This is a genomic window from Ferrigenium straubiae (assembly GCF_051257895.1).
In the GTDB taxonomy this organism is placed as follows: Bacteria; Pseudomonadota; Gammaproteobacteria; order Burkholderiales; family Gallionellaceae; genus Gallionella; species Gallionella straubiae.
This window is the reverse complement of record NZ_CP194331.1, coordinates 799,671-816,122: the sequence shown is the minus strand read 5'-3', so window position 1 is coordinate 816,122 and position 16,452 is coordinate 799,671. Positions and strand designations below refer to the sequence as shown.

At 59.7% G+C, this 16,452-nt stretch carries 19 protein-coding genes; 11 read left to right on the top strand and 8 right to left on the bottom strand.

Features of this window, described 5'->3' with window-relative positions:
- The first annotated feature begins 31 nt into the window (after positions 1 to 31).
- The 4 genes from ACRRNM_RS03755 to ACRRNM_RS03740 are packed head-to-tail and all read left to right on the top strand — an operon-like array spanning position 32 to position 3,006.
- Positions 32 to 427, top strand: coding sequence for a DUF1257 domain-containing protein (locus ACRRNM_RS03755; protein ID WP_435626900.1), 396 nt, complete (start codon positions 32 to 34; stop codon positions 425 to 427).
- 1 nt (position 428) lies between these two features.
- The gene (locus ACRRNM_RS03750; protein WP_435626899.1) at positions 429 to 1,217 is read left to right on the top strand and encodes a formylglycine-generating enzyme family protein; all 789 of its coding nucleotides are present in this window, start codon (positions 429 to 431) and stop codon (positions 1,215 to 1,217) included.
- The gene (locus ACRRNM_RS03745; RefSeq protein ID WP_435626898.1) at positions 1,214 to 1,429 is read left to right on the top strand and encodes a DUF2997 domain-containing protein; all 216 of its coding nucleotides are present in this window, start codon (positions 1,214 to 1,216) and stop codon (positions 1,427 to 1,429) included. Before ACRRNM_RS03750 ends, ACRRNM_RS03745 begins: the two co-directional genes overlap by 4 nt.
- Complete coding sequence (locus ACRRNM_RS03740; protein WP_435626897.1) at positions 1,426 to 3,006, top strand: AAA family ATPase; 1,581 nt, start codon at positions 1,426 to 1,428, stop codon at positions 3,004 to 3,006. Before ACRRNM_RS03745 ends, ACRRNM_RS03740 begins: the two co-directional genes overlap by 4 nt.
- 64 nt (positions 3,007 to 3,070) lie before the next feature.
- On the opposite strand, the gene ACRRNM_RS03735 is transcribed toward ACRRNM_RS03740, so the two are convergent.
- The gene (locus ACRRNM_RS03735) at positions 3,071 to 3,295 is read right to left on the bottom strand and encodes a hypothetical protein (protein WP_435626896.1); all 225 of its coding nucleotides are present in this window, start codon (positions 3,293 to 3,295) and stop codon (positions 3,071 to 3,073) included.
- Between the two features lie 184 nt (positions 3,296 to 3,479).
- Here ACRRNM_RS03735 and ACRRNM_RS03730 point away from each other — a divergent pair, with 184 nt between their 5' ends.
- The gene (locus tag ACRRNM_RS03730) at positions 3,480 to 4,640 is read left to right on the top strand and encodes an IS30 family transposase (protein ID WP_435626700.1); all 1,161 of its coding nucleotides are present in this window, start codon (positions 3,480 to 3,482) and stop codon (positions 4,638 to 4,640) included.
- Here the strand turns inward: ACRRNM_RS03730 and ACRRNM_RS03725 are convergent.
- Positions 4,584 to 5,240: an FkbM family methyltransferase gene (locus ACRRNM_RS03725; protein WP_435626895.1), complete on the bottom strand. Its 657-nt coding sequence runs from the start codon at positions 5,238 to 5,240 to the stop codon at positions 4,584 to 4,586. The genes ACRRNM_RS03730 and ACRRNM_RS03725 overlap by 57 nt on opposite strands.
- 301 nt (positions 5,241 to 5,541) lie before the next feature.
- On the opposite strand from ACRRNM_RS03725, the gene surE reads away from it, so the two are divergent.
- The 4 genes from surE to ACRRNM_RS03705 all read left to right on the top strand — a co-directional run bounded on the left by surE (position 5,542) and on the right by ACRRNM_RS03705 (position 8,810).
- The gene (gene surE, locus ACRRNM_RS03720; protein ID WP_435626894.1) at positions 5,542 to 6,285 is read left to right on the top strand and encodes a 5'/3'-nucleotidase SurE; all 744 of its coding nucleotides are present in this window, start codon (positions 5,542 to 5,544) and stop codon (positions 6,283 to 6,285) included.
- Complete coding sequence (locus ACRRNM_RS03715) at positions 6,282 to 6,938, top strand: protein-L-isoaspartate(D-aspartate) O-methyltransferase (protein WP_435626893.1); 657 nt, start codon at positions 6,282 to 6,284, stop codon at positions 6,936 to 6,938. Before surE ends, ACRRNM_RS03715 begins: the two co-directional genes overlap by 4 nt.
- Positions 6,935 to 7,849 (top strand): peptidoglycan DD-metalloendopeptidase family protein, encoded by a 915-nt coding sequence (locus ACRRNM_RS03710; protein ID WP_435626892.1) that lies wholly within the window; start codon positions 6,935 to 6,937, stop codon positions 7,847 to 7,849. Before ACRRNM_RS03715 ends, ACRRNM_RS03710 begins: the two co-directional genes overlap by 4 nt.
- A 106-nt stretch (positions 7,850 to 7,955) precedes the next feature.
- Positions 7,956 to 8,810: a radical SAM protein gene (locus tag ACRRNM_RS03705; RefSeq protein WP_435626891.1), complete on the top strand. Its 855-nt coding sequence runs from the start codon at positions 7,956 to 7,958 to the stop codon at positions 8,808 to 8,810.
- A gap of 44 nt (positions 8,811 to 8,854) precedes the next feature.
- Here ACRRNM_RS03705 and ACRRNM_RS03700 read toward each other — a convergent pair whose 3' ends face one another.
- The 6 genes from ACRRNM_RS03700 to ACRRNM_RS03675 form a co-directional block, all read right to left on the bottom strand.
- Positions 8,855 to 9,196 carry a cytochrome c gene (locus tag ACRRNM_RS03700; protein ID WP_435626890.1) on the bottom strand — a complete coding sequence of 114 codons (342 nt, stop codon included), beginning with the start codon at positions 9,194 to 9,196 and terminating at the stop codon, positions 8,855 to 8,857.
- Positions 9,197 to 9,328: 132 nt separating this feature from the next.
- The gene (locus ACRRNM_RS03695; RefSeq protein ID WP_435626889.1) at positions 9,329 to 9,916 is read right to left on the bottom strand and encodes a TetR/AcrR family transcriptional regulator; all 588 of its coding nucleotides are present in this window, start codon (positions 9,914 to 9,916) and stop codon (positions 9,329 to 9,331) included.
- 51 nt (positions 9,917 to 9,967) lie between these two features.
- Positions 9,968 to 10,675, bottom strand: coding sequence for an ABC transporter ATP-binding protein (locus ACRRNM_RS03690; protein ID WP_435626888.1), 708 nt, complete (start codon positions 10,673 to 10,675; stop codon positions 9,968 to 9,970).
- A gap of 3 nt (positions 10,676 to 10,678) precedes the next feature.
- On the bottom strand, positions 10,679 to 11,869 hold the full coding sequence (locus ACRRNM_RS03685) for an ABC transporter permease (RefSeq protein WP_435626887.1): 1,191 nt from the start codon (positions 11,867 to 11,869) through the stop codon (positions 10,679 to 10,681).
- A gap of 3 nt (positions 11,870 to 11,872) precedes the next feature.
- On the bottom strand, positions 11,873 to 12,994 hold the full coding sequence (locus tag ACRRNM_RS03680; protein ID WP_435626886.1) for an efflux RND transporter periplasmic adaptor subunit: 1,122 nt from the start codon (positions 12,992 to 12,994) through the stop codon (positions 11,873 to 11,875).
- Positions 12,995 to 13,314: 320 nt separating this feature from the next.
- Entirely contained in the window at positions 13,315 to 13,518 is a 204-nt protein-coding gene (locus ACRRNM_RS03675) for a hypothetical protein (RefSeq protein ID WP_435626885.1), read from the bottom strand.
- Between the two features lie 252 nt (positions 13,519 to 13,770).
- Here ACRRNM_RS03675 and ACRRNM_RS03670 point away from each other — a divergent pair, with 252 nt between their 5' ends.
- Together ACRRNM_RS03670 and ACRRNM_RS03665 are read left to right on the top strand one after the other, a co-directional pair.
- A complete protein-coding gene (locus ACRRNM_RS03670; protein WP_435626884.1) occupies positions 13,771 to 14,649 on the top strand; it encodes an SUMF1/EgtB/PvdO family nonheme iron enzyme in 879 nt (292 codons plus the stop codon).
- Positions 14,650 to 14,898: 249 nt separating this feature from the next.
- Positions 14,899 to 15,990, top strand: a complete 1,092-nt coding sequence (locus ACRRNM_RS03665) for a hypothetical protein (protein ID WP_435626883.1) — start codon at positions 14,899 to 14,901, stop codon at positions 15,988 to 15,990.
- Positions 15,991 to 16,452: the final 462 nt, after the last annotated feature.

Sequence of the window (16,452 nt, the reverse complement as noted above, 5' to 3'; positions counted from 1 at the left end):
CGTTACGCTCGATGTTAAGGAGAACCTGACCATGTCCCATTTCACCCAGGTGCAGACCGTAATCCGCGACCGGGCGCTGCTCGAGGAGAGCCTGCGGCAGCTGCAATTCGATTTCCAGGCCGGCGAGGAAGTGACGATACGCGGCTACCAGGGCAATACCGAGCGCGCCCAGGTGGTGATCGACACCGGCAGCCGCTACGACATCGGCATCCAGCGCCAGGAAGACGGAAGCTTCGCGGTATGCGCCGACTGGTGGGGGGTGGAGTTCAACACCAATATCCGCCAGGAGACTTTCATGCAGGCGCTCAACCGCACCTATGCGCACCTGACGGTGAAGCAGCAGGTGCTGGAGCAGGGGCTGATCATCGAACAGGAAAAGGTGCTGCCCAACGGCGAGATCGAGCTGGTGGTCAGCGAGCGCTATTGAGATGACGACGTTACTGCAACGGTGGAGGCACGAAGCGCTGCACAACCGCATCGCGGTCAACGCGAAGGATGGCAGCGTGATGGTATATGTGCCGGCGGGCGAATTCACGATGGGCGACGGGGTCGGCGAGAACTGCCTCGCGCACCGGGTGGAGTTGTCCGGCTACTGGATCGGGGTGTATGCGGTGACCAATGCGCAGTACCTGAAGTTCGTCGAGGAGACTGGGCATCGGGCGCCGGGCAAGATGGATTATGGAACGCGGGTGTGGAGGAAAGGGCAGTTTGCGGCGGAGAAGGCCGACCACCCGGTCGTCGGTGTGAGCTGGGAGGACAGCGCGGCGTATGCGGCCTGGGCGGGCTGCGAACTGGCGAGCGAGGCGCAGTGGGAGAAAGCGGCACGCGGGCCGCTGGGGCTGGTGTATCCTTGGGGAAACGAGTGGGACCCGGAGAAATGCCGTTACGCCGGCAACCGCGGGGAAGAGGAAACCTGCCGGGTGCACGGCTACCCGGCAGGCGCGAGCGGGTACGGCACGTACAACCAGAGCGGCAACGTATGGGAGTGGTGCGCCGACTGGTATGACTGGAAGTATTACCAGAATTTGCCGAAGCGCGATCCGCGCGGGCCGGGCGAAGGGCAGACGCGCGTTTATCGCGGCGGCTGCTGGTGGTACCTCTCTTCGGTCAAGTTCCGCGCTGCCGACCGATACGGCTATCACCCCGGCTTCCGCGGTTACTATCTGGGGCTGCGCCTCGTGAGAAACGCACTGCAGGATCAAGGAGCATCGGCATGACTGCAAAAAAAATGATCGTCCGCATCGGCCGCGACGGCGCTACCACGATCCGCGTCGAGGGCGGGGAGGGTGATAACTGTCTGGCCTTCACGCGCGCCGTCGAAGAGGCGCTGGGTACGGTGCGGCAGCGCGAATTCACCGCCGAATTTCATGAACACGATCCTCTCGCGGTGGCTGCGCGCGAGGGCGTGAAGACGCGGGAAAAATTATGACCCAGTCATTCGTCAACGATCTCGGCATCTACATCCGCGCCGGCTATCCCATCGTCACCATCGTCTCCAGCGAGGAAGACCGGGCGCGCGAGTTGATCGACGAGATGCTGCGTCAGGGAGAGATGGCCAAGCGCGCGCGCAAGCTGTTCGTCTGGTCGATCTCGCGCGGCCTGGTCGATGCAAAGGATCGCCCGGCGAGCAAGGAGGACACGCGCACGCCGGAGAAAGCGCTGGCCTTCGTCGCCGAATGCGAAGAGGAGGCGGTGTTCCTGTTCAAGGATTTCCATCCCTACCTGAAAGACACTTCGCCCGGCGCTGCGTTGCTGATCCGCCAGTTGCGCGACCTGGTGCCGGTGCTGAAGGGTTCGCCGCGCACCCTGCTGTGGCTGTCGCCGATGATGCAGATTCCGCCCGAGCTGCAGAAGGATGTGACGGTGGTGGACTTGCCGCTGCCGACCGAGAGCGAATACCGGCAGGTGGTGGCACAGGCGGTGACGCAGGCGCGCGCGAACCCGACGGTGACCGTGGATCTCGACGAGGATGCCGTCGACGCCATCGTCAAGGCCTGCCAGGGCCTGACCCGCTCCGAGGCGGAGAACGCGCTCTACAAGTCGGTCGTCTCCAGGCACGGCCTCACCGGCCGGGACGTGAAGTCCATCCTCGACGAGAAGGAACAGATCATCCGCAAGTCGGGCATCCTCGAATACACCGCGGCGGTGGAAGATTTCAACGGCATCGGCGGCCTCGGCCAGCTCAAGCGCTGGCTCGGTCAGCGCAACGAGGGCTTCTCGCAGAAGGCGCGCGACTTCGGCCTGCCCAATCCGCGCGGCGTGATGCTGGTGGGCGTGCCGGGCTGCGGCAAGAGTCTGTGCGCGAAAGCGGTGGCAGCGGAATGGCAGAAGCCGCTGCTCAAGTTCGATCTGGGGCGCGTGTTCGCCGGCTTGGTCGGCGAGTCGGAAGAGCGCATGCGCAAGGCGCTGGCGGTGGCCGAAAACGTCGCGCCCTGCGTGCTGTGGATCGACGAGATGGAGAAGGGGCTCGCCGGTATCGGCGGCAGCGGCGACAGCGGTGTGGCGACGCGAGTGTTCGGCACGCTGCTCACCTGGATGGAAGAAAAGAGCCATCCGGTGTTCGTCGTGGCGACCGCCAACAACATCGACCAGTTGCCGCCCGAGTTGCTGCGCAAGGGGCGCCTGGACGAAATCTTTTTCGTCGACCTGCCGACGCCGCGCGCGCGCGCCGAAATCCTGATGATTCACCTCGCGCGCCGCCAGCGCACGCCGAGCGACTACGACATTCCCGCCGTGGTGCATGCCAGTGAAGGCTTCAGCGGCGCAGAGCTGGAGGAGGTTGTGATCGACGCGCTCTATGAAGCCTATTCCTCCCCCGAGCAGACGCTGAAGACCGAACACCTGCTCAACTCGGCGCGGCAGATCATCCCCCTGTCGCGCTCCCGCGCTCGCGACATCGAAACCCTGCGCCAGTGGGCCACCGTCAACTGCCGCATGGCGGCAAGCGAGGAGGAGGGCGACGCCGACAGCATCGCCAGCCGCCGCGTAAGGGCGCTGGATATCTGAAGCGGATTCGATTCGCTCGCGAAAAAAACGGGAAATGCGGCAAAGCGGCTACAGCGAAACCGGTCTAATTACCGATCTCCAGGACATAGTCGCCGACTCTTGAAACTTCATCGGTCGTTGACAGCACGATGTCGTAGCCGCCGATGAAAAACAAGAACAGCGAATTCAGCCACTTGGGCAGCCAGGGATGCAGAACTTTCTTCTTTTCGAGATATTTCAGGCAGATGTTCTGATGGGCCCTCTTAAGGCATTCGACATTGATCGAATGTCCCCAATTTTCAAAAATCACGATTAATTTGAAATTTGAGGGGAGGGTATCGACTATGCTTTTCAATATGGGTAACTCGAAACCTTCAACATCGATCTTCACTACGCCGCACGACAGTTGCTGGCTCGAAAGACCGGAGAAAAGTGCGGATTCAACCCGTCGATGCAACACACTAAACTTTGCGAAAGCGAAAGGAGTGTTGCAGATGAAACAAAGACCTCGCATTCATTACACTGAATCCCAGAAGGCGCTGATGTGGGATCGCTGGCAGAAAGGCGATTCCCTTCAGCAGATCGCGCAGCTGTTTGATCGATACCATTCATCAATCGAGCGAATTTTGTCTGAGGCCGGCGGCATTCGGCCGATTCCTCGACGTCGTTCGAGACTGGCACTAACCTTGTCTGAACGTGAAGAAATCTCTCGATCAGTCGTTGCAGGGGATTCAATCCGCTCTATCGCCAAGAAGCTTGGCCGTGCCGCTTCGACAATTAGTCGAGAGATCGAACGTAACGGTGATCGAAAGAGCTATCGCGCAAGCCAGGCCGACCAGGCTGCCTGGGAGCGTGCGCATCGCCCCCAACCTTGTAAACTGGTGAAGAACCGCGCGATGGCACATATCGTGGCAGGCAAACTGAAAATGGCATGGTCACCGGAGCAGATTGCCGGATGGCTAAAATGCACCTATCCAGATGACGAGGACTATCAGGTGTCACACGAGACCATCTATCGCAGCCTCTACATCCAGGCCAGAGGCGCATTGAAGAAGGAACTTCTGGCCCACCTGCGGCGCACGCGAGTCATGCGCCGTTCGCGGCATCATACGCAGAAGACGGATAATCATGGCCGAATCACCGATGCGGTATCGATTAGCGAGCGTCCGGCCACGGCAGAAGACCGGGCAGTGCCAGGCCACTGGGAGGGCGACCTGCTGTGTGGGACTTTAAGTAGCCAGATTGCGACACTTGTTGAGCGCCAGACACGCTATGTGATGTTGGTGAAGGTGGCAGGAAAAGATACCGAGACCGTCATAAATGCATTGATCAAACATGCTCACAAGCTGCCGCAGGAACTTTACAAATCGCTGACGTGGGATCGAGGTAAGGAGATGGCGGACCACAAGCGCTTTACCTTGGCGACCGACATCAAGGTCTATTTCTGTGACCCTCAGAATCCTTGGCAGCGCGGGACGAATGAAAATACCAATGGATTGTTGAGACAGTACTTCCCAAAAGGGATGGACATCTCCGGATACACGCAAGCACAGCTAAATGGCGTGGCGAGGAAGCTAAATGAACGTCCAAGGAAGACGCTAAACTACGAAACACCGGCTGAACGATTTAACCAACTTGTTGCATCGACGGGTTGAATCCGCAGGTTTTTCCAGACTTTCATCGGCCGCCCTGACTTCTATATCCGCAAGATCATAGTTTTCCGGGTCGAAAGACGAATAGCCATCCTTGCCTGCCAGCAGGCCGTCCGAATAGCTGTTGGATGGGTGCTTAATGAAAGCGCCTCCCCAGTTGTTTCGCGGAACATATAGCTTCAGGGATTCGTTGGCATTACCCAGCCCATATTCATGTATGTGGTACCTGCATCCGCCCAGGGCAATTTTTGAATTGACCTTGAGTATGTTTACACAGTCGGGATTGGGTTCGAACATGTGGATTTCCCTGAAATTCCTCCCGGACTGGCATGATGTCAGGCCAATATTGGCGCCTATGTCTATCAGGAAATCCGAATATCCTTTTCCTGCCAGGTAATCGATGAGGGACTTTATATGCGGTTCATAGACGCCGTTGGCAATCGATGTCATTGAAATGACATCTCCTCCGCGGAAAAATAACGGTAAGGACCTGCGCCTAAGCCACTTATAGATGCTATTCCTGAGGTTAAACACCCGGCGGTTCAGGTACCCTTCCTTGATTTTGAAGGCGGAAGTGGGGGATAAGTCGATATTGCAGGCCATGCTCGTTTCTCTCTTACTCGATAGGGCGAATCCCGAAATGCAGCATATAAATCGAATCTTAAGGAAAACTTAAGGATGAATTTCCGGGAGGCGCCAGCTCATCGGCATCGACAATGGATTGCCAGCGAAAAAATACGCACACCCGCTTCAGGGCACCCCACGGGCTGCGCTCGATCGGGCGCTGTACATCCGTGAATTTATGGCGAAACCACAATGAAACGGCTATCATGTGGCGCCTTGCGTTGACGTTGTTACCGTCCGCTCTATTCCATGTTTTTATGACCCGATTTCCCATCCACCGATGTTTATCCTGATCAGCAATGACGACGGCTATTTCGCGCCCGGCCTGGCCTGCCTGGCCGAGCATCTGGCGCGGGTCGCCGATATCGTGGTGGTTGCGCCGGAGCGGGACCGCTCGGGTGCTTCCAATTCCCTGACCCTGGATCGTCCGCTCAGATTGAGCCGCGCCGCGAATGGCTTTTATTACGTCAACGGCACCCCGACCGACTGCGTGCATCTCGCCGTCACTGGCATGCTGGACCGGCAGCCGGACATGGTGGTGTCCGGCATCAATGCCGGAGCCAACATGGGCGACGACACCATCTATTCCGGCACGGTCGCGGCGGCGACCGAAGGATTCCTGCTCGGCATCCCCTCCATCGCGGTTTCGCTGGTGGGCAAGGAGTTTGCCCATTACGAGACGGCCGCGCGGGTCGCGAGCGACCTGGTGCAGCGCTTTGCCGGGCAGACGCACAGCCATCCCTGGCTGCTCAACGTGAACGTGCCGGATGTGCCGCACGATAGTTTGCAGGGCATCGAGGTAACGCGCCTCGGCAAGCGCCACAAGGCCGAGCCGGTGGTGAAGGCCAGCAACCCGCACGGCGAGACCGTGTACTGGATAGGCGCGGCAGGCAAGGCGCAGGACGCGGGAGAGGGCACGGATTTCCATGTGCTCGCGCGGCAGCGCGTTTCGCTTACCCCGCTGCAGATCGACCTTACCCAATACAACCAGCTCGATGCGGTGCGCGGCTGGGTCGGACAATGAGTACGCGGCTCAGCGGCATCGGCATGACCTCGCAGCGCACGCGTGCGCGCATGGTCGAGCGGCTGCGTGAGCAGGGCATCCGGGACGAGGCGGTACTCGCGGCGATGTTCGAGGTGCCGCGCCACCTGTTCGTCGATGAGGCCTTGGCGAGCCGCGCCTACGACGACGTGTCGCTGCCGATCAATTTCAACCAGACCATTTCCCGCCCCTACATCGTAGCGCGCATGATCGAGGTGCTGCGCGCCGGCAAGCCGCTGGGCCGCGTGCTGGAGATCGGCACCGGCTGCGGCTACCAGGCGGCGGTGCTGGCGCAGGTGGCGAAGGAGGTCTATACCGTGGAGCGCATCCAGCCGCTCTACGAGCGCGCCCGGAAACAGCTGCGCGACCTGAAACTGCGCAACATCAGCGTGCGCCACGCTGATGGGACCGCCGGCCTGCCGGAACTGGCCCCGTTCGACGGCATCATCATGGCCTGCGCCGCACCCGCGCTGTCCGCCGCGCTGCGTGAGCAGCTCGCGGTGGGTGGTAGAATGGCGCTGCCGGTCGGGATGCAGGAGCAGCAGCTGTACCTGGTCGAACGCGAGGCCGGCGGATTCCGCGAGGCCAAACTGGAGCCGGTGAAATTCGTACCGCTATTGATGGGGAAGCAATGAAATCGAAGCAATTTTATATGTTGTTGGTGGCGGCTTCCATTCTGGCTGGCTGCGCTTCGAGCGGACAACGCGCGCCGGTTGTCGAGCGCGGCGAAGCGCCCAAAAAGAGCGTTGCCAAGGCCGAGGAAGTGCGCAAAAAAGCCCCGCGTGAAAAGGATTGGCGCCCCGAGGCCTATGTCGTGCAGAAGGGTGACACGCTCTACAGCATCGCCTTCAATCACGGGCTCGATTACCGAGAACTCGCCGAGTTGAACGGCATCCAGGACCCCAGCGTGATCCAGATCGGCCAGCAGATCCGCCTGTTCCGCAGTGCGGCCATTCGCCCCGCCGCTCCGGTTGAGATCAAGCCGATAGAGCCGCCGGTGAAGGAACAGCCCCGGCTTGCGAAGTACGCCTACAGCGACAAAGCGGTGGCGCAGATCGAGAAGATTCAGGAGGCCAAGCCCGAGGCCGCCTCCAAGCCAGAAGTCAAACCCAAACCGGAAACGAAACCGGAAGCCAGGCCGGATGGCGATGCCGATAATGGCGCGGACGAGGCGCTGGAATGGAGTATGCCCGCCCAGGGCAAAGTGATCGGCGAGTTTTCCGAAGCGGCCAACCGCAAGGGCATCGACATCGCGGGCAAGCTCGGACAGCCGGTCACCGCGAGCGCGCCGGGCAAGGTGGTGTACGCCGGCAGCGGGCTGCGCGGCTACGGCAAGCTGGTCATCATCAAGCACAACAAGACCTACCTCAGCGCCTACGCGCACAACGACCAGGTGCTGGTGAAGGAAGGGCAGACCGTCACGCGCGGGCAGAAGATCGCCGAGATGGGCAACACCGACGCCGACCAGGTCAAGCTGCATTTCGAGGTGCGGCGCTTCGGCAAGCCGGTGGATCCGGCGAAGTATCTGTCGCTCGGGAAGTCCTGAGCACCTCCGTCCATGCTTCGGCAAGCTCAGCACGAACGGGTAATACACTGCATGCGGTAGAGCCGTTCGCACTGAGCCTGTCGAAGTGCAATTTTCAGAGGCCTTCTTGAACGCAACAAACCTCAGCGTTACCGATCACGACCGAGGCAGCGCAGAGTTGCGCTACGTCTACCCGGTGGTGTCGCGCCGCGCGGGTGGCGTCTCGGTCGGCATCAACCTCAACCCCAACAACGCCTGCAACTGGCGCTGCATCTACTGTCAGGTTCCCGACCTGACGCGCGGCGCCGCGCCGCCGGTAGATCTGGCCCTGCTGGAAAAGGAGCTGCGCGATTTTCTAAATGAGCTGCTGCAGGGCGACTTCATGCAAAGCCGCGTTCCGGAAGGCATGCGGCGCATCAACGACATCGCGCTATCTGGCAACGGCGAGCCGACCAGCGCGGCCGAATTCGCCGAGGTCGTCGAACTCATCGGCCGCGTGCGCCGCGAGGCCGGACTGCCGGAAGAAGTGAAGACCGTGCTCATCACCAACGGCAGCCTGCTGCACCGCGGCGAAGTGCAGCAGGGGGTGCGCGCGATAGCACGGCTCAACGGCGAAGTGTGGTTCAAGCTGGACCGCGCGAGCGAGGCGGGAATGAGGCTCATCAACGACACCGCCACCGGCATGGACAGGGTGCGCGACAACCTCATCGCTGCCATCGCGCTGTGTCCGACCTGGCTGCAGACCTGCTGGTTCGCGCTTGACAGCAAGCCGCCCGGCAAGCAGGACGAAGAGGATTATCTGGAATTCATCGAAGCGCTGCTGCGCGAAGGCCACAGGCCGCAGGGCGTGCTGCTCTATGGCCTGGCGCGGCCTTCCACGCAGCCGGAAGCGCCGCGCCTGTCCGCGCTGCCCGTAGAGAGCCTGCAGGCATTTGCGGCACGCATCGAAAAGCTTGGCTTGCCGGTCAGGGTAAATACATAGGCGCGTCTTGCACATGCTGACCGCTCTGCGAATCTAGCTCCCGATCAGTTTGTCGGTTTGCCATAGAAGTGTTCCACGAAGGGTGTACGGAATGTCTGGTGGCAGCCCAGACAAGCCGATTGCAGCTTATGAAACGAATCGATGACCTTCTGTCCGTTTTTTTCCTGCGCCAGCCGGCCCATCTCTGCGGCGGCATCATGCGTGTTACCGTCGAATGCCTTGAACTTCGGCATATCGGAGCCCATGAAGGCCATGATGCGCATTTTCTCGGTCAACGATGGTTGAGGGTGATCCGCAATCAATGGAGCCGTCCTGGCTACCGTATCCCAATCTTCACGGGAAATGCCATCGGTGACCGCCTGCATGTGCTTGCCCAGGTCTTTCATGATTTTTTGCAACTCGAGAGGCTCCGCGGCTTGTGCGACAGGGGTTGTGAATGTGAGGAACATGGTTGCGATTATCAGCAGTGATGATTTTTTCATTTGCAGCTCCCTTTCGTATGGTTGGTTTTAATTGTGCTATTTACGTTTTTTGATGCCATGAAGAAAGATCGGGAAGGCCTTTTCGGCTTCTTGCTGAAGGGCGCGTTTCCCGCCGAAGATCGATGCCTGCATGACCAGCCCCTGGATCATGCCGATATAGAGTACGGCAGCGCTCTTGCTGTCGAGATCGTCTGACGCCAGGGATTGCGATTTTGCGGATTCCAGCAGCCCCGCGACCTTGGCCTCGTAGCCTGAAATGATTTCCTGGATGAGTTGCCGCAGTTTGCTGTTTTTTTTGTGCAGCAGTTCGGAGAACAGCAGGCGTGGAATGGCCGGATGCTTGCCGATGAATGCGATATGCGCGAAGAACATGCGTTCGATGGCCTCCAGCGGGTCGGAGGCATCGGCCGCGGCCTTGTCCAGCACCTTCATCAGGCGGTCGCGTATCCACTGCATCACGGCGACCCAGATGTCATCCTTGGTTGCAAAGTGCCGGAAGATCGCCCCCTGGGTGAGTTGCATCGCATCTGCCATGTCCTGCGTCGTAACGCTGTCCGCCCCTTTTTCGGCCGCCAGTTCGACTGCCACGCGGATGATCTCGCTTTGCCTCTCTTCGGTGCTCAAGCGCCGCTTTGTTGTTCCCTGATTCAAAATAGCTCTCCTTCAAAAATGCTTTCAAACATGCCTGCCTTCGCCGGTTTCCTCATAGGTGCGCCCATCGCGGATGTGATAGATGCGCTTGAAGGTGGGGATGATCTTTTCATCGTGCGTGACGACGATGATAGCTGTCTGGTATTGCTCCGCCATCCGGTTCAGGATGCGAACCACGTTCAGCGCGCGCTCGCTATCCAGCGGCGCGGTGGGTTCATCGGCGAGGATGACAGGGGGGCGGTTGGCCAATGCACGCGCGATGGAAACGCGCTGCTGCTCACCGCCTGACAGTTGCGAAACCCCGGCCTTGGCGCGATGACCGACATCCAGCGCATCGAGCAGCTCCTGTGCGCGGCTGCGCGCATCGGCATTCGAGGCGCCGGCCAGCATCGGCAGCAGCGCAACGTTGTCGGTGACATCCAGGAACGGGATCAGATAGGGCGCCTGGAACACAAAACCGATGCGATCCCGCCTGAGCGTGCGCAAGTCATCGATCTTCCATCGTTCGTCAAAGATCATTTGCCCGCCCAGCGTCATTTGCCCTGCGGTAGGCTCGATCACCGCACCCAGACACTTGAGCAGCGTGCTCTTGCCGGAGCCGCTCGGGCCGACCAAGCCTACCACTTCGCCCGGCCAGATGGTCATGTCCACGCCCATGAGCGCATCCACTGCCGTCTCGCCCTCGCCGTAGCGCTTTTTCAGGTTTTTGATGTGGATGGCCGGCTCGCTCATGGCTTAACCCCCGATCGCCGTCGCCGGATCGATGCGCAATGCGGCGCGAATGGCGAATGTGCTGGCGACGGCACACATCAGCATGACCAGTATCAAGCCCCTGACGGCATCGCCTGACAATAGCAAAACATATTTGGGGAACAAGGGTGCCCACAGTGTCGCCGACAGCTTGCCGACAATGAAACCGATGACGCCAAGCCCTAATGCCTGTTGCAGGATCATCCCGCTGATCGTGTGGTTGGTTGCGCCGATCAGCTTGAGCACGGCGATCTCGCGCACCTTGTTCATGGTCATGGTGTAAATGATGAAGGCGACGATGGCCGCGCTGACGATGGCCAGTATCACCAGGAACATGAAGATCTGCCGGGACGAGGTGGCGATCAGGCGTGCCACCAGTATCTCGTCCATCTGGCTCCTGGTATAGGCTTGCAGGTGTTTCCAGCGTTCGATTTGCCCAGCGACATCCTCTTCCATGCCCGGAACTGTCCGCACCAGAACCGCATTCACGAAGTGGCTGGATGTCTGGCTGGCCTGTATCGCATCCAGCAGGCCGGACACGCCGGGGCGGTTGAAGGCAGGGTTGGCGGCAGTGCGGGCGCGCTCATTGAGCAAGGCATCGTTATCCTTGAGGAACTGCACTTCCTGCGCGTCCTTGAGAGGGATGAACACCATCGGATCACCGCTGGAAGAGACCATGCGGCGCGTGAGGCCGACAATGGTGTACTCGTGGCGCCGGATGATGATGCGGTCACCCACGGCAAAGCCGGTCTTGATGTCGGCCAGCGCCTCGTAGTGCGATCGGGCGATCGGGCGGCCTGCAATAAGATAGGCGGGTTCGCCCGGCTTGCCAGTTTCATATCCCACCAGCATCACGCGGATATCCCTGCGGTTGTGCCGGATCTGCATGGTCAGGTAGGTCACGTTGCCTGCTTCGCGTATACCCGGCAGGCCCAGCAGGTCGTTGGCCACGTCATCGCGCACGCTGGACGGTTCGGCATAGGGGCCCAATGTATCCCGTTGCACGACCCACAGGTCGGCGCCCGCGTTTTCGATCAGCACCTGCGCATCGTCCACCATGCCGCGGTAGACTCCCGCCATGGTCAGCGTCACTCCGATCAGCAAGCCCAGCCCCAGGCCGGTGAAAACGAATTTCCCCCGGCTATGCAGAATGTCCCGGCTCGCGAGGTTGATCACGGCCTACCCCCGAACCAGTTCGGGCACGACTTTCACATTCAGTCCCGGGCGCAGCGGTTGCTGGCTGTATACGATGACCGCGTCGTCATCTCCGAGGCCATCCAGTATTTGCGTGCGCCCATCCATGGTCGAGGCTCCGATCCTGATCGGCCTGAACTTCACTTCCTTGTTTTGCAGAACCCAGACACCATCCTGCTTATCGATGCGTTTCACCGCCGCGCTTGGAATAGTGCGAGCGTTATCCAGCTCGGGCAGCTTGATGGTGACCTCCGCGTATTCACCGATACTGGCGCCGGGACGGTCGGTGTTGAAGGACACATTGACGATCCGCTCCTCGGTCACCGTATCGCTGACCATGTCCACGCGCGCCACCTTGCCAGTGATTGGCGATTGGGGTTGCGAACGAAGCACAATCTCTGCTTCCTGCCCGATGCGTACCTGGCCGGCCTGCTTTTGTGCGATGCGCGTTTCTACCCACAGGCTGGACGGATCAATGACCTGAAGCGCAACCTGGCCGCCGGCTATGGTGCTGCCTGGCTCGACCAGCCTGGCTACGATCACGCCGTTGACCGGGCTGGATAATCTGGTCTGTGCATGCAATTTTCCGATTCCGCGCAAATCGGCTTGAGCTTTGGCATATTCCTCACGCGCCGCGGCCAGATTGGCAGTCGCCGCTGACAAGGCTGCGGCGGCGACATTTTTCTCATGCTGCTTCGCTTCGAACATCTCCTGGCTGACAAAGCCGCGCGTGCGCAATTCCTGATAACGTATGAACGTCGAAGAGAGCGTATTCAGCCGGCTCTGCGCTTCGCTCTGCATTGCTTCCAATGCCAGGATTGAATTGGCTGCTTTTTCGATGACACGCTGGCTGCCAGCCAGTTTTTCCCCCAGATCGACAGGATCCATCTCAACCAGCACCTGCCCCGCAAGAACCTGGTCACCCTGGTCGGCCAGCACGCTTTTTACCCGGCCTGTCACAGTCGGCGCCAGGTTGTAGTTGTATCTGGCCTTTAAAGTTCCGACGCCGAATACACCGCTGGAAATGTTTCCAGCCCGAACCTTGTCCACCGTGACCTTGACCGGCGCCAGCGGCCCTTGGGTCATTACGACCCAGGCAAAGATCAAGGTTCCTCCACCTCCCAGCCCCCACAATCGAATCTTCTGACTAAGCATAATGCACCCATTAAGTTAGTAATTGATTGCTATCTTAATGGGGGCTGCAAAAAATGCAACACCGTTTCACGGGAGATATGCCGATGTTTGTTTGCGGGGGGGCAAAGTGCACGGCTCGGCTGAACTTGCGGCTTTTTGCCGATGGAGGCGGATGAATGCCAAATGCGGTTTTACCGCAGATTGCCGTTGAAATGGAGAAAGGGGCAGGCGCAGCATATTCAGCGCCGCTGTCCGTACCCTCTTTGAGAAAGATGAGGAGAAGTCGTAATAAATCAGCGCTGGCAGGTGTACATCTTGCGCAGGAAGGCTTCCACATCTATCGCCGCCAGATCGGCGGGCATCGACTGATGTTCTTCGCGAGGCTGATGCAGCGCCAGGGCCGGAACCCACCCGGCGCACAACACCTCTTCACCGTAACCGGACGCATCGTCGCGTTCGATCTCGTAGCTGCTCATGTCCATGCTGACTGTGCCCATGATAAACCTCCTGTTTCTGCTGGCTTTGCACATTGCGCCGCCCTTTGGTAAGCATATCGGCAGGGGGCGTGAATAATTTAGCGCGGACATCAACATCGTCTCGGCAAAGGGGCTTTGGTATCATGCGCGCCTTCCTGGAATACTCGCTCATCCGGTAGTTTCGGAACGGCCCAACTGAAAAATAAGGAGACTAAGTAAATGCCAAATACACCGCTTGCGAATGTTGTTTCAACATCATTGTTTACTTTTGCCTTGTTGATATCTACAGCCGCAAGTGCCGCCGGTTCGGCGGCGCTGCGCATCGTCTGCGACGGAGATGCCGAGGGCGCGGAGGTGTATGTCAACGGCAAGCTCAAGGGCGAATGCCCGCTGGACATGAAGGTGCCGGAAGGCAAGCTGAAACTGCGCGTGCAGAAGAGGGGGGATGCGGAGCACGAGCCCCGCCTGTTCGAGCGGGAAATTTACATGGGCGACGGCGTGGTGAAAAAAGTCGAGGTGCAGTTAGGTCCGCTGGAGCTTAACGCGGCGGGCAAGCGTCGTGAAGAAGAAAAAATGCGCCTGGCACTTATGAGTATCGAAGCGGGCATGGTCGCCATCCCCGGCAAAAACTACGCGATGGGCAAAACCGAAGTCACCCAGGGGCAATGGAAAGCGGTGATGGGTGAGGATCCGCCGGAACTCATGTTCAAAGGCTGCGGCACCTGCCCGGTGGAAAGAGTGAGCTGGAACGACATACAGGAATACCTCACCAGGCTGAGCCAGAAAACCGGCAAACAATACCGCCTGCCCACCGAAGCCGAATGGGAATACGCCTGCTACGGCGGCAGCCGGAGCGAATACTGCGGCGGCAGCAGCATCGGCGCGGTGGCGTGGTACGGAGGCAACAGCGGCGGCAAGACCCATCCGGTAGGCCAGAAGCAGGCGAACGGCTACGGCCTGTACGACATGAGCGGCAATGTGTTGGAATGGCTAAGCAATTGCAACGGGACAAATTGCGAGGAGCGCTTGCTTCGCGGCGGTTCCTGGGACAGCAACAGTCCGGAGAACATGCGCGCGACATACCGTTACGAGTACGGCCCGACGATCCGGAACAGCCACTTCGGATTTCGTCTGGCCAGGACGCTGCCGTAGCGATAGCGTAAGGAGCTTACCCCTTCGGCATTACCCCTTTACACCTTGTGAAATTTGCGGTGAACGCGGCAACGGAGATCAGGTTTTTATTTTGGGGAACGGGGGCGAAGCCCCCACGAATAATTTTGTTAAAGGATCACCATGAAAATTATCCCGTTACGCGACTCCTTGCCGTTCGCGGCAATCCTGGCTGCCGCAGTTCTTGCCTGCGCGCCGGTGCAGGCAAAAACCCAGGAAAATTTATTCGACATGGCCGAGCAACTCGACCAGATGGACAAGCAGGATTTCCAGGCGGCCATCGACCGCGCCAACGATTGCACCCGCGCGCGCGATTTTTCGTGCAGCGAAAAGGAGCTCGCCAAGGCGGCCAAGGTGGCGAACGGCGGGAAAGACAAGAAGATCCTGGCGGCGGCGCGCCAGGGTGTCGTGGGAGAGAAGGCACGCATCGCCGAGGAGCAGCGGCAGCGCGCCGAGCAAGCACGCAGGCGCGAAGAGGAAGCACGCCAGCTGGCGGAGGCCATGGAAGAACGCGAACGGCAGGCACGGAGGGAGGCAGAGGAACGGGAGGGACAACGGGAGGAGCGGGAGTATGCCGGGAATTCCAGCGCCGAGACTTACGCGGCCATGATGGATGGAATCAACAAAAATTTCGAATCCATTGACAGAATGAACCGTCAGGCACTCGCGTCTGTGAGGGAAATCAATCGCGCGCAAGCCGAACGGGCCGCTGCGCAAAAACACGCCAATGCGGAACGGAAGGAGCGAGAGGCGGAACAGCGGGGGGAAGCCCGGAGAAACGAGGAGGCGCGGCAGTCGCGCGAGAAACTGGCGCAGGCGGATGTGCGCGACCGCGAAAACCAGAGCCGTGCGGAGGCGGAGCGTGCCGCCGAACGCCAGCGCCAAGAACGCGAGGCGCAGCAGCGCGAGGAACAGCGCCGCAGGGACGAGCAGGCGCAGCAGGAGCGCGCCAGTGAGCGGGAAAAGCAGCGCCAGCGCGAGGAAGCGGATCGCCTGGCCAAAAAGCAGGCGGAGCAGGCAGCGGAACAGCAGGCGAAAGAGGCCTATTTGGCCGCGATGAAGCAGGGTATACGCCTCCGGGTCGTACAAGAATTTGACCCTTCTTATCGCGCCACCGGGTCAATGCCAAAGATAAAGAAGGTGCTTTTTTGTATTGACGTGTACTACCAGGCGAGCTGTCCGGGCAGCCGGGTTACCAGTAACGGTGTTTTAACCAACTTTATCGGATGGGGAATGGACAACTCCAAGATCGAACCCAAGCCTGCATGTGCGCTGGATCAAGTTCGGATAGAAGTGACGGATGTCCGGCCCGGGTGCAACTGAACCGGATTCGCAAATGACAACGGCTTCACGGTGACCATGGCGGCTATCTGTGCAAGCTGCCAAAAGCGGCTGTGGGCGGCGGCGCAATCTACACTTCCATGGCTACGGCTCCCAGTGCGTGATGAGGCCTGCAATAAGGCGATGGATATGGCCATGGCAGATCATGGCGTCGTCGGCCAGTGCGCCTGCCAAACCAGAGGCAGCAACAGTATTTGACAGGTGCAGTCAACCGGCCCCAAACCCGAGGACTCGCTGATCGGCACTGCCAGGAAAAATTCCGCGAACTGGCCGAGTGCGAGCCGGGCGACAAGAGTTGCAAGAGGCAGCGGAATATCGGTACAGGTGTAAGAAATTGATCGCATTTCGGGGAGTCGTGACGTTAACCACCTGAGGGCGCGCTGACACCAAGCTTGCCTCCACCAGTTGGGGTTGGAAGTCAGGAACTCTATCTATAATAGCGCG